This is a genomic window from Variovorax sp. GW821-FHT06D12 (assembly GCF_059419205.1).
This window is the reverse complement of sequence record NZ_JBWKRI010000013.1, coordinates 62,654-75,446: the sequence shown is the minus strand read 5'-3', so window position 1 is coordinate 75,446 and position 12,793 is coordinate 62,654. Positions and strand designations below refer to the sequence as shown.

Below are 12,793 nucleotides of genomic sequence, written 5' to 3'. Positions count from 1 at the left end.
AGCAGGCCCGCAAGAAACCTCAGCGCAGCAAGCCCTGCCTTCGGCCCTGGTAGACCGCCTCGGTGCGCGAGTTGACGGCCAGCTTGCGGTAGATGTTCTTGGTGTGGCATTCCACGGTCAGTCTGGAGATCGACAGCGCCTCCGCCATGTCGCGGTTGCTCATCCCTTGCGACACGAGCTCGAGGATTTTGCGCTCGCGCGGCGTCAGCATGACGGGCGTGGTGGCCGGCGTCAGCGACGGGTCGTCGGGCGGCGAGGGCAGGCCGGGCAGCTGGGTCGCGACCCAGCCGAGGATGCGGCGGGCGATGGCCGGGTCGATCGGCGCGCCGCCTTGCTCGATGCTGCGCAGCGCGATGCTGAGCTCGAGGTCGTCGCGTTCCTTCAGCAGGTAGCCGATGGCGCCGGCACGCAGCGCCGCGAAGATCACGGCCTCGGTGCGCCAAGCCGAGATCACGACGGCGGGCACCAGCCGGTGGTGCACGTGCATCCACTCGATCAGGTCGACGCCGCTGCCGTCGGGCAGGCCGATGTCGACCAGCGCCACGCCGAAATGCTGCTGCTCCAGCAGCGAGCGGGCCGAGGTCAGGCTGTCGGCCCAGGCGATCTGGGGCTCGTCGCATCCGAGCGTCGACAGCACGTACGCCAGGCGCTCGCGCATCGCCGGATCGTCTTCGACCACCAGCGCGGGGCTCAGCGAGACCACTTCAACGTCTTCCAGGAGAGGGGCAGACATAGGACGACATTTTTGAGCCGTGGTGTACGTGGTGCAACGTTTTTTCTTAAATGAAACGACTGTTTCTAAAGTTCCTATTTGTATCTTGATGTTAATTCAAAGCGACCACAACCCTAATCGAGGATGACCCCTCCGCTCAGGTTGACTATTGCCCCGGTCATGGCCCCGGCCAGCGGCGAGGCCAGGAACACCGCGGTGCCCGCGAGCTGGTCCAGCGAGGGCAGGCGTTCGACCAGCAGGCCCTCGGGCCGCTCGGCCAGCATCTGCTCGACCGTGAGGCCCATGCGCTCGGCCGCCGGGCGAAACACCTCGCCGCTGTGCGAGCCCGCGGCCACCGCCTCGGGAATCGCGTGCGAGCGGATGCAGGCCGTGCGGATGCGAAAGACCGCCAGCTCGCCCGCCATGTGACGCGCGAGCCCCTCCACGCCGGCGCAGGCCACGGCATGTCCGAGGTACCCGGGGCCGGGTAGGCGCGAGGCGGGCGTCGACACCGACAGGATCACGCCGCCGCCGCGCGCCGCCATGTGCGGTGCCACGGCCTTGGCGGTGAGGAAGTTGGCGCGCGTGTAGGCGTGGATGGGGAGGAAGAAGTCCTCCAGCGACAGCTCGGCCAGCGGCCGGCCCTGCACGTGGAAGACGCCGACGGCGTTGAACGCGAGGTCGATGCCGCCGGCTTGTTCGGCCACTTCGGCTGCGTGGCGCAGCATTGCGGCTTCGTCCAGCGCATCGACCACCGCGGCCTGCGCATGGCCGCCGGCTTGGGTGATGTCTCGCACCACCGCGTCGAGCTTGTCGCGGCTGCGGCCGGTGACGAACACGCGGGCGCCTTCGCGAGCAAAGGCGCGGGCGACGGCGCCGCCGAGGGCACCGCTGCCGCCGTGGATCACGGCGCAGCGGTCTTTCAAAGAGGGGACATTCGAGGGCATGGACGTTTCTCCTTGGCGTGAATGGCGACCCGCGACATGCGGGCGCTCGTTCCAAGGACGGTGCAGGCCCAGCTGATCCGACAGCGCAGCGGGATTTTTTTCAGACCTGCGGGATGCGCGGCGCGATCACGCCCGGGTCGTACCAGGTCACCGGGCGGATCTCGAACACGCCGCCCTCGAAGTCCAGCCGCCGCGCCGCATGCCGCGCGTCTTCGAGCGACTCGCACTCGACGATGTAGATGCCCATCAGCTGCTCCTTCGTCTCGGCGAACGGCCCGTCGGTCACCAGCGGATGCGCGGCGCCGGCGTGCCGCACGGTGGTGGCGGTGTCGGGCATCAGGCGCAGCACGGTGCCGAGGCGGCCGGCGGCCTGCAGCTCGTCGCGCAGGTCGGTGTGGCGCTCGAGCATCTCGTCTTCGACCTCGGGCGCCCAGCCGGCCGCCGCAGCTTCGGAACCGTAGATCAGGATGGAATAGAGCATCGTGCGTCCTTTGCTTGAAGGGAGTCGGAAGAGGCGTCCGCGCCGAGACGGTCCAGCAGCAGACGGATGTGCGCGGCCTCGGCGGCGGTGCGCGCCAGTGCGAGCGCGTCGGCAAAGGCGCGGCGCGCTTCGTCGGCGCGGCCCAGCTGCATCAGCAGCCCGCCGCGCAGGCCGTGGAAATGAAAGTACGCCGACAGCGGCTCTGCCAGCCCGTCGACCATCGCCAGCGCCGTCTTGGGCCCGCGCACCTTGGCCACGGCCACCGCACGGTTGAGCGTGACCACGGGCGAAGGCTGCAGCTTTTCGAGCCCTGCGTAGAGCCGGTCGATCTCGGCCCAGTCGGTGTCGGCCGCGCGCACCGCCCGCGCGTGCGTGGCCGCGATGGCCGCCTGCAGTTGGTACGGCCCGACGCGGCGCTCGCGCAGCGCGGTGTCGAGCAGGGCCAGGCCTTCGTCGATCGCCGCGCGGTGCCAGCGCGTGCGGTCCTGGTCTTCGAGCAGCACGACCATGCCGGCCGCGTCGAGCCGCGCATCGGCGCGCGCGTGCTGCAACAGCAGCAGGGCGCACAGGCCGGCGGTCTCGGGCTCGTCGGGGAACAGGTCGCACAGCAGGCGCGCGAGGCGGATCGCCTCTTCGCACAGCGCCACGCGCACATGGGCCGTGCCGCCGCTGGCGGCGTAGCCTTCGTTGAACAGCAGGTAGACCACCGCGCCCACGGCCGCCAGCCGCTCGCCGCGTTCGCGCACACCGGGCGCATCGAAGGGCAGGCCGGCCGCGGCCACGCGCTGCTTGGCGCGCGTGATGCGCTGCTCCATCGCACGCTCGCCGACCAGGAAGGCGCGCGCGATCTCCGGCACCGACAGTCCCGAGACGATGCGCAGCGCCAGCGCGATCTGCTGCGCAAGCGGCAGCGCGGGGTGGCAGCAGACGAACAGCAGGCGCAGCACGTCGTCGCGGTAGTGCGATTGGTCGAGTTGCTCGGCGAGGTCGGGGTCGAGGGTCATGTCCGCGTCGCCGTCTTCCTCTTCGGGCAACGGATCGTGCCGGTCGCGCCGCCGCAGCTCGTCGAGCGCCGCGTTGCGCCCCACGAGGATCAGCCACGCCAGCGGATCGTCGGGCGGGCCCTGCTCGGGCCAATGCCGCAGTGCGCGCAGGCTGGCTTCCTGGAAGCCTTCCTCGGCCGTGTCCAGGTCGCGGAAGTAACGCAGCAGCGCCGCCACCGCGCGCGGGCGTGCGGCGGTCAGCGTGGTGGCGATCCAGCTCAGCTCGGTGGTGGTCATCGTCGGCGCGGTGCGTGTCGCTTCGAAGAAGGTCGGTTCAACCCCAAGGACGCGCCAGTATGCGGCGGGCCGACAGCAGCGCGCAAAAAAAGTCCGCGTGGACAATGCGGCGCATGTCCGACCTCCACGCCCTGACCCGGCAGTTCCCACACCCTGGCCGGCTCGATGCCATCCTGCTGCGCCCCGCGCGGCGCACACCAGTTCAATCGGTGGAGGAGGTGCAGGCCATCGAAGGGCTGGGCCTGGCCGGCGACCGCAGCAGTGCCGGGCGCGGCGGTGGCAAGCGGCAGGTCACGCTGATCCAGGCGGAGCACCTGCCGGTTGTCGCGGCGCTCGTGCAGCGCATGGAGGGTGTCGACGCGGGGCTGCTGCGCCGCAACCTCGTCGTGTCGGGCCTCAACCTGCTGGCAGCGCGCTCGCTGTTTCGCGACCAGCCGCTGGTGCTGGCGCTCGGGCCCGAGGTGCTGCTCGAGATCACCGGGCCCTGCGAGCCCTGCTCGCGCATGGAAGAACTGCTCGGCCCCGGTGGCTACAACGCCATGCGCGGGCATGGCGGCGTGACGGCGCGGGTGCTGCGTGGCGGTGTGCTGCGCGTCGGCGACGCGGTCGCCTGCCGCACCGCCTGAACACCACCTACATCAGGTTGCGCAGCGAAGCCTCGATGGCCGCCGCCGTGGCCAGCGGCTTTTCCATTGGGAACAGGTGGCTGCCGTCGAGCATCGTGATGCGGCCCTTGGTGACCTGCTCGGTCATCGCCATGCCCACCTGCTTCATCTCGACCGACTGGCGCCCGCCGATGAAGGCCGCCTTGCACTTGAGCGGATGGCGGCGCAGCAGCGCGCCCAGCGTGTGGGGCAGCGTGTTGTAGATGGCGGTTTCCACGTCGCGGTCGAAGCTCAGCGAGCGCGTGTCTTCGCTGTCGAAGGTGCCGTGGTCGATGTAGTCGTGCAGCACCTGCTCGTCCCACTTCGCGAACGCCTTCTTGCTGCGGAAGTGCTCGAACACCGCCTCGCGGTGCTCCCAGCTGTTCTTGCGCTTGCGGCTCACGGCGCCGGGCGAAATGCTCTTCATGAGCGGCGTGCGCTTGACCACGTTGAGCGTGTTCGCGCGCCAGCCGCCGAGGATCGGCGAGTCGATCAGCAGCACGCCGCGTGCCAGCTCGGGATGGCGCGCCGCGCACATCAGGCTCAGGAAGCCGCCCAGCGAATGGCCGATGAGGAACACCGGGCCGCCCGCGCGGTCGGCGCGCAGCTTGGCAAAGTCGGCCAGCTGCTGCACCAGGTGCGGCCAGTTGTCGGTGACAGGGTACTTCGGGTCGTGCCCGAATTTCTCGATGGCGTCGACCTCGAAGCCCCGGTTGCGAAGGCTGTCGAGAACGACGCGGTAGGTGCTCGCCGGGAAGCTGTTGCCGTGCGAAAAGATGACAGGAGGCACGGACAGATTCAGATGAGCTTTTCGTCGGGGGTCGAGATCTTGCGCAGCGGGCTGTGGCGCGTGGCCGGCATCCGCAGCGGGTGTTCGGTGGCGCTGTCGTCCCACACCGGGTCTTCGATGCTGTCGAACACCTCGCGCAGCTTCTGGCCCCAGCTGTTGTGCATCATGCGGTAGTAGGGGTTGTCGGCGTCGATGCAGATCACGCGGTCGGTCTCGAGCTTGTTGGCCTCGTACACCACGAGGTCCAGCGGCAGGCCCACCGACAGGTTCGACTTCATGGTCGAGTCCATCGACACCAGCGCGCACTTGGCGGCTTCGTCCAGCGGCGTCTCGGGCGTGAGCACGCGGTCGAGCACGGGCTTGCCGTACTTCGATTCGCCGACCTGGAAGTAGGGCGTCTCGGTGGTGGCTTCGATGAAGTTGCCCGCGGCGTAGACCAGGAACAGGCGCATGCCTTCGCCTTTGACCTGCCCGCCGAAGATGAACGACACGTTGAAATCGAGGCCCGCATGCTTGAGTGCTTCGGCGTCGCGGTCGTACACATGGCGCACGGCCGAGCCCAGCACGCGCGCGGCGTCGAACATGCTCTTGGCGTTCCAGATGGTGATCGGCTCGCCCTGCGTGCCGTCTTCGCGCGTTTCGCGCAGCTCTTCGATCTGCAGGATTTCGCGCACCGACTGCGAGATGCTCAGGTTGCCCGACGACAGCAGCACCATGACGCGGTCGCCCGGCTGCTCGTAGACGATCATCTTGCGGAAGGTGCTGATGTGGTCCACCCCCGCGTTCGTGCGCGAGTCGGAGAGAAACACCAGGCCGGCGTTGAGTTTGATGCCTACGCAATAAGTCATGGGTTCGCCTTGCAGGAACTGGGCCCGCTCATGCGGTACTGCGTTCACGTGCGTTCAGTTTCTGGAGGGCATAGAGCGCGTCGAGGGCTTCGCGCGGGCTCATGGCGTCCGGGTCGAGGGCAGCCAGCGCGGATTCTACGGCGCTGGCCATGGGGGTTTCGGTGGCCGGCGGCGGCGCGAACAGGTCGACCTGTGCACGCGTTTGCGCATGCTGCGCTTCGAGTGCATCGAGCGCCTGCCGCGCGTGGTTGACCACCGCCGCGGGCATGCCTGCGAGGCGCGCCACCTGGATGCCGTAGCTCTTGCTGGCCGGGCCCGGCTGCATCTCGTGCAGGAACACGATGTCGCGGCCCGACTCGGTCGCGCTCACGTGCATGTTCACGGCGCCGTGGTGCGTGGCCGGGAACTCGGTGAGCTCGAAGTAGTGCGTGGCGAACAGCGTGAAGGCCTTGCTGCGGTCGTGCAGCTGCGCCGCGATGCCGGCCGCCAGCGCCAGGCCGTCGAAGGTGCTGGTGCCGCGGCCGATTTCGTCCATCAGCACCAGCGACTGCGCCGTGGCGCTGTGCAGGATCTGCGCGGCCTCGGTCATCTCGAGCATGAAGGTCGACTGCGCGTTGGCCAGGTCGTCGGCCGCGCCGATGCGCGTGTGAATGGCATCGATCGGCCCGAGCCGGCAGGCCGTGGCGGGCACGTGCGAGCCGATGGACGCCAGCAGCACCACGATCGCCACCTGCCGCATGTAGGTCGACTTACCGCCCATGTTCGGGCCGGTGATGATCTGCATGCGCTGCTGCGGCCCCATCTGCGTGTCGTTGGCAATGAAGCCGCCCGACGACTTCTCGGCCAGTCGCGCCTCCACCACCGGGTGGCGGCCCTGCTGGATCTCGATGCACGGGTGCGACACGAAGGTCGGCGCGCGCCAGTTCAGCGTGTGCGAGCGCTCGGCCAGCGCGCACAGCGCGTCGAGCGCGGCGATGCCGCCGGCCAGCTGCGTGAGCGCGGGCACCGAGGGCTGCAGCGCGTCGAGCAGCTGCTCGTAGAGCCACTTCTCGCGCGCCAATGCGCGGTCTTGCGCGCTCAGTGCCTTGTCTTCGAAGGCCTTGAGTTCGGGCGTGATGAAGCGCTCGGCGTTCTTCAGCGTCTGGCGGCGGCGGTAGTTGTCGGGCACCTTCGAGAGCGCGCTTTGCGTCACCTCGATGTAGAAGCCGTGCACGCGGTTGAACTGCACGCGCAGGTTGCTGATGCCTGTGCGCTCGCGCTCGCTGATCTCGAGCTTGAGCAGGAAGTCGTCGCAGTTCTCGCTGATCTCGCGCAGCTCGTCGAGCTCGGCGTCGTGGCCGGTGGCGATCACGCCGCCGTCGCGCACGAGCGCCGACGGGTCGGGCTTGATCGCGCGCACCAGCAGGTCGGCGCAGCCGGGCGGCGGTGCGAGGCGTTCGGTGATCTGCGCCAGCAGCGCGGCCGCGCCCGGCAGCAGCGGCGCCAGCTGCTCGGCCTTCGCCAGCGCGAGCTGCAGCGCCACGAGTTCGCGCGGGCGCACCTGGCGCAGCGCGATGCGCGCCGCGATGCGTTCCACGTCGCTGGTGTTCTTCAGTTGCTCGCGCAGCGTGCGCCAGGGCGCGGCCGTGGCGCCGGGCCCGGGGGACTGCAGCGCACCGATGGCGTCGAGCCGGCCCTGGGCTTCGCTGCGGTCGCGGCGCGGCGAGAGCAGCCAGCGCTTGAGCAGGCGGCTGCCCATGCCCGTCATGCAGGTGTCGAGCAGCGAGAACATCGTGGGCGCGTCTTCGCCGCGCAGCGTCTGCACCAGCTCGAGGTTGCGGCGCGTGGTGGGCGGCAGCTCGATCAGGTCGCCGTCGCGTTCCACCGACAGGCGCTGGACGTGCGACAGCGCGCGGCCCTGCGTGTGCTCGGCGTAGCCCAGCAGCGCGGCGGCGGCGGCGTGCGCGTTGCCCAGCGATTCGGCGTTCCAGGCCGCGAGGCTGTGGCTGCCCATCTGCTCGCTGAGCTTGCGCTCGCCCAGGCCGGGATCGAACTGCCAGGCCGGACGCAGCGACAGCGTGAACGGCACGGCCGCGCGCGCGGCCTTCAGGCGCTGCTCGAAGGCGGGCGTGACCTCGGCGCTGTACAGCAGCTCGCTCGGCGCGATGCGTGCGATCCAGGCTTCGAGCGCATCGGCCGGACACTCGGCCAGCCGCAGCTCGGCACCTGTCACGCTGAGCCAGGCGAGGCCGCAGAAATTGCGCGTGCCCGCATGCACGGCGAGCAGCAGCGAATCGCTCTTGTCGTTGAGCAGTTCCGAATCGGTCAGCGTGCCGGGCGTGACCACCCGCACCACCTTGCGCTCGACCGGCCCCTTGCTGGCGCCGACCTCGCCCACCTGCTCGCAGATGGCGACCGATTCGCCCAGCTTGATGAGCCGCGCCAGGTAGGTGTCGACCGAGTGGAAGGGCACGCCGCACATCAGCACCGGCTGCCCGGCCGACTGGCCGCGCTGGGTGAGCGTGATGTCGAGCAGGCGCGAGGCCTTCTCGGCGTCGGCCCAGAACAGTTCGTAGAAATCGCCCATCCGGTAGAACAGCAGGGTGTCCGGATGGTCGGCCTTGAGGCCTAAGTACTGCGTCATCATCGGCGTGTGCCCGGCGGAATCGCCAGCCGAGGGGGCTTGATCTTTGGTGCTTTTCACCGGTAAGGTCATTGAATCCGTGGAGAAGAAAAGAGGGTGCGCGCTGCGCATCCCGGGGATCGGGTCATTATCGGGGACGGCCATCGGCGTGCGCGCCGGCCTCCCCGCACCGACGCCCCTGCCGCGTCCACTTTGGCCGCATTCCCCTGAATCCAGACAGCTCCCCCGCGCGTAGTCATGCGCATGCGCATGACTACGCGGGCGCACGCGACCCTCATCGATGGAGACCCCAGTGAGCTACGAGGACATCCGGAAACGATTTCATGTGCCTGCCCGCAAGGGCGCCAGGGTGCTGGTGCACGGGCAGCCCGGCACCGTGACCACCGTGCGGGGGCTCACGCTGCGCGTGCGGCTGGACGGCATGAGCTGGTCGCGGCCGTACCTGCCGGACGAGCTGCAATGGCTGCCGGCCCCAGCGCCCGAGCCGCAGGGGCAGGGCGGCCCCGAGCACTGACGCGGCCGGGCGCGGGCGGCGGCCCGCATCGCCCCTCCTAAAATCCCCCGGCGCAAACCCCGCGTGAAGAACAAAGGCGCCCATGGCCCCGTCGGATGAAATCAAAGGCCCTGCAGCGGACGCGCTCCCGGACACCGCCACCCTGCCCGCTGACCTCGCGGCGCTGTACCTGTGCATGTTGCCAGCCCAACTGGCGGACCTGCGCAAGTCGAAACGGCCCGAAGGGCGACCGGGCACGGGCAACAGCGGCCCGACCGTCATCCGGCCCGTCGAAGGCACAGGCGGTGCCAAGGACCCGGCGCTCTACCAGCTCGGCACGCTGCGCGAATTCGCCAAGGCGCACGCCGCGCCCTCGGCCTTCGACACCGCGCTGAACACCGGCCTGCCGGGCTGGTTCGGCGCCAAGTTGCCTTTCTTCGCCGAGCGCGAGCCCCGCATCAAGCGCGGCAAGCGCGTGCTCATCGGCGGCGCCTGGGACCGGGCCGATCCGCTGCGCGAGCAGCGCTTCGTCGCGCTCGCCAAGGGCCGCATCCGCTTCACGTCGCTGACGTGTGCCGAAGCCGCGGCGAGCCTGTGGGCCGACGTGGCCAGCCACCGCGCGTTCGCCGACCAGGGGTTGGCCCTGCTCGCGCGCGAGACGCAGGCCATCGAGGCCTCGCTGGCCGACACGGCCCGCCTGGCCGCGACCGCACCGACCGATGCGGCGGCCTGAGTTCATTCCAAGTTCGAAGAGGGAAACGTCCCGATGCTGATCAACTGCGTGGCCTATGAAAACGGCGCCAAGCTCGCCGACATTCCCGTCGAGGACATCAGCGACTACATCTCCCGCGCCGGCTGCTTCGTCTGGGTGGCGCTGAGCGACGCCACGCCCGAAGAGCTGGCCCAGATGCAGGACGAGTTCGACCTGCACCCGCTGGCCGTCGAAGACGCCCAGCACGGCCACCAGCGCCCCAAGGTGGAGGAGTACGGCGACTCGCTGTTCGTCGTGATGCACCTGGTCGAGCCCTCGACCGAAGGCGAGAGTGGGCACAGCGTGAACGTGGGCGAGGTCAACGTGTTCGTCGGCCGCAACTACGTGCTGTCGGTGCGCAACCGCAGCCAGCAGGGTTTCCTGGGCGTGCGCGAACGCTGCGAGCGCGAGCCCGACCTGCTGCGCAACGGCGCGGGCTTCGTGCTCTATGCGCTGATGGACGCGGTGGTCGACCGCTACTTTCCGGTGATCGACGCGCTCGAAGTGGAACTCGAATCCATCGAGCAGCAGATCTTTGCCCAGGGCGGCGCGGCGCGTGACAAGATCAAGCAGCTGTACGACCTGAAGCGCCGCAGCCTCATCCTCAAGCGCGCGGTGGCGCCGCTGGTGGAGGCGGCGGGCAAGCTGCACGGCGGGCGCGTGCCGCAGATCTGCGTGGGCACGCAGGAGTATTTCCGCGACGTGGGCGACCATCTGGTGCGCATCAACGGCTCGATCGACGCGGTGCGCGACACCATCGCCACGGCGGTGCAGGTGAACCTCTCGATGGTCACCATCGAGGAGAGCGAAGTGACCAAGCGGCTCGCCGCCTGGGCCAGCATCTTCGCGGTGTGCACCGCCTTCGCGGGCATCTGGGGCATGAACTTCGAGCACATGCCGGAGCTGAAATTCCGCTATGGCTATGCGATGGCGCTGGGGCTGATCGTCAGCACCTGCGGGTACCTGTACTACCGGTTCAGGCGTGTCGGCTGGCTTTGACGCGAGGCTTACCAAGCTGAAGCGACTTGTCATCGGCTGACGTTGCGTTGAAGCATCCTGGATGCCAGATCGCTTCCTGGCTCCGAGGTGCCGAGATAGGATCAGCCGATGTTCAACAGGGGGGAAGACATGCGCAGAAAAAGAGCACTCGCGTACGTGCTGACGGCAGTTTTGTTGGCAGGCTGTGCCAATGCGAGGGGGCCGACTTTCCGACCCGCGGAGAACATCAAGCCGGAAGACGGTGTTGTCTACGTTTACCGTGAAGAGGCGTTCGCTTCGGGCGCTCGATCTGCATATTTCTATGTGGATGGCGTCAATGTCTTCAATCTGGATACCGGGGGCTATTCCTGGGCTGCGCTGCCGCCAGGCAGCCACAAGCTGCGCCTGGAGTGGGCGTGGGACATGCTGAAGAAGCCTGTCGAAATGGACATTTCGATCCGCGCCGGCGAAGCCAAGTATGTGGCGCTCAAGACGAACACATGCATGGTTCCAGGCAACGTCACGTGTCTCGATGTTGGGCTGCGCGAAACATCTGCGGCCATTGCTTCTCAGGAAATTCGAAGCATGGCCTTTCAAGAAAACTTCGGGTTGGAGCGTTTGAAGGCGCGCAAGCCCTGATCAAGGCTGGTGCGGGCCAGCCTTTCGCTCTTGACTGGGCACATCGAATCCAGGCACTGGAGGCGGAAATCGTCCGATGTGCTTGGTTCTACGACGAGCCCCAGGCGCCGTCGTTAGACGCCTGCGCCGCGTTTCACTCGTCGTGCGTGTCGTGCGTCGCCACTGCACCGCGACGCCAGTAACCCGACGCCCGAACCCACTTCGGGTTCGCGCCGCGCTCGCCCACGAGGTGCGCGCGCAGCGCCTTCGCGATCGCCGATTCGCAACCCACCCAGGCGTGGAAGTCGCCGGCTGGCAGCGTCATGGTTTTCAGCGTGTCGACCAGCACGGGGCTCAGGCCCGGCGCGGCGCCCTGGCGGTGCACCCAGCGCAGCGTGAGCTCGGCCTGCGTCTCCAAAGGAATCTCGTCGGCCGCGCTGTCGACTTCCGCCAGCACCACCACGCGCGCACCGGCCGGCAGTTCGGCCAGGCGGCGCGAGATGGCGGGCAGGGCGGTGTCGTCGCCGATCAGCAGGTGCCAGTCGAATTCGGTCGGCACGATGAACGAGCCGCGCGGGCCGCCCACGCCGACGATGTCGCCGGGCTTGGCCTGCTCGGCCCATTGCGTGGCGGGGCCGGCGTCGTGCAGCGCGAAGTCGATCTCGAGCGTGTTGGCTTGCGCGTCGTGGCGGCGCGGCGTGTAGTCGCGCATGGCGGGGCGTCCGCCTTCGGGCCACACGGGGCCGTCGGGGCCGGCGGTCGGCAGCGTGAGCTGGCCGGTGGCGGCATCGGGAAAGAACAGCTTCGCGTGGTCGTCGAAGCCGGGGCTGGTGAAACCTTCGAGCGCGTCGCCGGTCAGCGTGATGCGGATCAGGTGCGGCGTCACGCGCTGCACGGTCTTCACCGTGAGTTGGCGAAAACGCAGTTCGTGGCGCACGCGGCGGGGCGTGCGGTCGGGCGTGTTGGAAGAAGAAGCAGCGGTTGTGAAGTCGGTCATGTCAGAGTGGTTCAGATGCGTTCGAGCTGTTGTGCGGCGCTGTCGAGCACCGCGGCGAATTCGTGGGCTTGTTGTTCGGTGAGAGGGGCGCCGCCGAGGCGCAGGCGCATCGCGAGCTTGAGGTTCTCGATGGCGCGGGTGACTTGCGGGGGCCGTCCGGCGCGCGGGCCGGCGCCGTCCACGCCGCCCGCCATGCGGGCCATCATGGCGTCGGCCGTCTCGCGGTTGGCGGCCAGGAACTCCTGGCCGCTCGGCGTGATGCTGTAGCGCTTGCGACCGCCGACATCGGCGGTTTCCACGCTCAGGTAGCCCAGCTCTTCCAGCAGCGTGAGCGTGGGGTAGACCACGCCGGGGCTCGGCGCGTAGGTGCCGCCCAGGCGGTCCTCGATGGCCTTGATGAGCTCGTAGCCGTGCGAAGGCTTGTCGGCAATGAGCTGCAGCAGCACGAAGCGCAGCCCGCCGTGGCCGAACACCCGGCCCGCGCCGCCGCCGCGTCCGCCGCGCATCCCGCGGCCGCCGCCGGCCAGGCCGTCTTCGTGTTCGCCGCGCGGGGCGTGGCGGTGGTGATGGTGGTGCGGAGCGTGGTGAAGGTGGCGCATGGGGATGGCTTTCTTGAGTGGGTCGAGACTAT

Annotated in this window: 14 protein-coding genes; 5 read left to right on the top strand and 9 right to left on the bottom strand. The window is 68.9% G+C overall.

Going from position 1 to position 12,793, the window contains the following annotated elements; genetic code table 11:
* Positions 1–19 precede the first annotated feature (19 nt).
* The 4 genes from AC07SQ_RS30210 to AC07SQ_RS30195 form a co-directional block, all read right to left on the bottom strand.
* The gene (locus tag AC07SQ_RS30210) at positions 20–733 is read right to left on the bottom strand and encodes a response regulator transcription factor (protein WP_095948901.1); all 714 of its coding nucleotides are present in this window, start codon (positions 731–733) and stop codon (positions 20–22) included.
* Between the two features lie 113 nt (positions 734–846).
* A complete protein-coding gene (locus AC07SQ_RS30205) occupies positions 847–1,659 on the bottom strand; it encodes an SDR family NAD(P)-dependent oxidoreductase (protein ID WP_495271653.1) in 813 nt (270 codons plus the stop codon).
* A gap of 100 nt (positions 1,660–1,759) precedes the next feature.
* Positions 1,760–2,140, bottom strand: coding sequence for a YciI family protein (locus AC07SQ_RS30200; protein ID WP_070062632.1), 381 nt, complete (start codon positions 2,138–2,140; stop codon positions 1,760–1,762).
* The gene (locus AC07SQ_RS30195; RefSeq protein ID WP_495271652.1) at positions 2,122–3,420 is read right to left on the bottom strand and encodes an RNA polymerase sigma factor; all 1,299 of its coding nucleotides are present in this window, start codon (positions 3,418–3,420) and stop codon (positions 2,122–2,124) included. Before AC07SQ_RS30195 ends, AC07SQ_RS30200 begins: the two co-directional genes overlap by 19 nt.
* Positions 3,421–3,533: 113 nt before the next feature.
* Here AC07SQ_RS30195 and AC07SQ_RS30190 point away from each other — a divergent pair, with 113 nt between their 5' ends.
* Positions 3,534–4,046 carry an MOSC domain-containing protein gene (locus AC07SQ_RS30190; RefSeq protein WP_495271651.1) on the top strand — a complete coding sequence of 171 codons (513 nt, stop codon included), beginning with the start codon at positions 3,534–3,536 and terminating at the stop codon, positions 4,044–4,046.
* Positions 4,047–4,053: 7 nt separating this feature from the next.
* Here AC07SQ_RS30190 and AC07SQ_RS30185 read toward each other — a convergent pair whose 3' ends face one another.
* The 3 genes from AC07SQ_RS30185 to mutS are packed head-to-tail and all read right to left on the bottom strand — an operon-like array spanning position 4,054 to position 8,397.
* Entirely contained in the window at positions 4,054–4,860 is an 807-nt protein-coding gene (locus AC07SQ_RS30185; RefSeq protein WP_206167908.1) for an alpha/beta fold hydrolase, read from the bottom strand.
* Between the two features lie 2 nt (positions 4,861–4,862).
* A complete protein-coding gene (locus AC07SQ_RS30180) occupies positions 4,863–5,702 on the bottom strand; it encodes a proteasome-type protease (protein ID WP_062474940.1) in 840 nt (279 codons plus the stop codon).
* Positions 5,703–5,730: 28 nt separating this feature from the next.
* Positions 5,731–8,397 carry a DNA mismatch repair protein MutS gene (gene mutS, locus AC07SQ_RS30175; protein WP_495271650.1) on the bottom strand — a complete coding sequence of 889 codons (2,667 nt, stop codon included), beginning with the start codon at positions 8,395–8,397 and terminating at the stop codon, positions 5,731–5,733.
* A gap of 253 nt (positions 8,398–8,650) precedes the next feature.
* Here mutS and AC07SQ_RS30170 point away from each other — a divergent pair, with 253 nt between their 5' ends.
* The 4 genes from AC07SQ_RS30170 (at position 8,651) to AC07SQ_RS30155 (ending at position 11,186) form a co-directional block, all read left to right on the top strand.
* Positions 8,651–8,839, top strand: coding sequence for a polysaccharide deacetylase (locus AC07SQ_RS30170; protein ID WP_354344848.1), 189 nt, complete (start codon positions 8,651–8,653; stop codon positions 8,837–8,839).
* An 82-nt stretch (positions 8,840–8,921) separates the two neighbouring features.
* Positions 8,922–9,551 (top strand): hypothetical protein, encoded by a 630-nt coding sequence (locus AC07SQ_RS30165; RefSeq protein WP_495271649.1) that lies wholly within the window; start codon positions 8,922–8,924, stop codon positions 9,549–9,551.
* A gap of 33 nt (positions 9,552–9,584) precedes the next feature.
* Positions 9,585–10,568 (top strand): magnesium/cobalt transporter CorA, encoded by a 984-nt coding sequence (corA, locus tag AC07SQ_RS30160; protein WP_495271648.1) that lies wholly within the window; start codon positions 9,585–9,587, stop codon positions 10,566–10,568.
* A 108-nt stretch (positions 10,569–10,676) separates the two neighbouring features.
* Positions 10,677–11,186, top strand: coding sequence for a DUF2846 domain-containing protein (locus tag AC07SQ_RS30155; protein ID WP_492727786.1), 510 nt, complete (start codon positions 10,677–10,679; stop codon positions 11,184–11,186).
* Positions 11,187–11,319: 133 nt separating this feature from the next.
* Here the strand turns inward: AC07SQ_RS30155 and AC07SQ_RS30150 are convergent, their stop codons facing one another.
* Together AC07SQ_RS30150 and AC07SQ_RS30145 are read right to left on the bottom strand one after the other, a co-directional pair.
* Positions 11,320–12,162, bottom strand: coding sequence for a siderophore-interacting protein (locus AC07SQ_RS30150; protein ID WP_495271647.1), 843 nt, complete (start codon positions 12,160–12,162; stop codon positions 11,320–11,322).
* A gap of 11 nt (positions 12,163–12,173) precedes the next feature.
* Complete coding sequence (locus tag AC07SQ_RS30145; RefSeq protein WP_062474958.1) at positions 12,174–12,761, bottom strand: PadR family transcriptional regulator; 588 nt, start codon at positions 12,759–12,761, stop codon at positions 12,174–12,176.
* Positions 12,762–12,793: the final 32 nt, after the last annotated feature.

What these genes read in the sequence shown, in the direction of transcription:
- AC07SQ_RS30150 (WP_495271647.1), bottom strand. Translation starts at nt 12,162, where the DNA reads ATGACCGACTTCACAACCGCTGCTTCTTCTTCCAACACGCCCGACCGC.
- AC07SQ_RS30195 (WP_495271652.1), bottom strand. Translation starts at nt 3,420, where the DNA reads ATGACCACCACCGAGCTGAGCTGGATCGCCACCACGCTGACCGCCGCA.
- AC07SQ_RS30205 (WP_495271653.1), bottom strand. Translation starts at nt 1,659, where the DNA reads ATGCCCTCGAATGTCCCCTCTTTGAAAGACCGCTGCGCCGTGATCCAC.
- AC07SQ_RS30200 (WP_070062632.1), bottom strand. Translation starts at nt 2,140, where the DNA reads ATGCTCTATTCCATCCTGATCTACGGTTCCGAAGCTGCGGCGGCCGGC.
- AC07SQ_RS30210 (WP_095948901.1), bottom strand. Translation starts at nt 733, where the DNA reads ATGTCTGCCCCTCTCCTGGAAGACGTTGAAGTGGTCTCGCTGAGCCCC.
- AC07SQ_RS30190 (WP_495271651.1), top strand. Translation starts at nt 3,534, where the DNA reads ATGTCCGACCTCCACGCCCTGACCCGGCAGTTCCCACACCCTGGCCGG.
- AC07SQ_RS30145 (WP_062474958.1), bottom strand. Translation starts at nt 12,761, where the DNA reads ATGCGCCACCTTCACCACGCTCCGCACCACCATCACCACCGCCACGCC.
- mutS (WP_495271650.1), bottom strand. Translation starts at nt 8,397, where the DNA reads ATGACCTTACCGGTGAAAAGCACCAAAGATCAAGCCCCCTCGGCTGGC.
- AC07SQ_RS30180 (WP_062474940.1), bottom strand. Translation starts at nt 5,702, where the DNA reads ATGACTTATTGCGTAGGCATCAAACTCAACGCCGGCCTGGTGTTTCTC.
- corA (WP_495271648.1), top strand. Translation starts at nt 9,585, where the DNA reads ATGCTGATCAACTGCGTGGCCTATGAAAACGGCGCCAAGCTCGCCGAC.
- AC07SQ_RS30155 (WP_492727786.1), top strand. Translation starts at nt 10,677, where the DNA reads ATGTTCAACAGGGGGGAAGACATGCGCAGAAAAAGAGCACTCGCGTAC.
- AC07SQ_RS30165 (WP_495271649.1), top strand. Translation starts at nt 8,922, where the DNA reads ATGGCCCCGTCGGATGAAATCAAAGGCCCTGCAGCGGACGCGCTCCCG.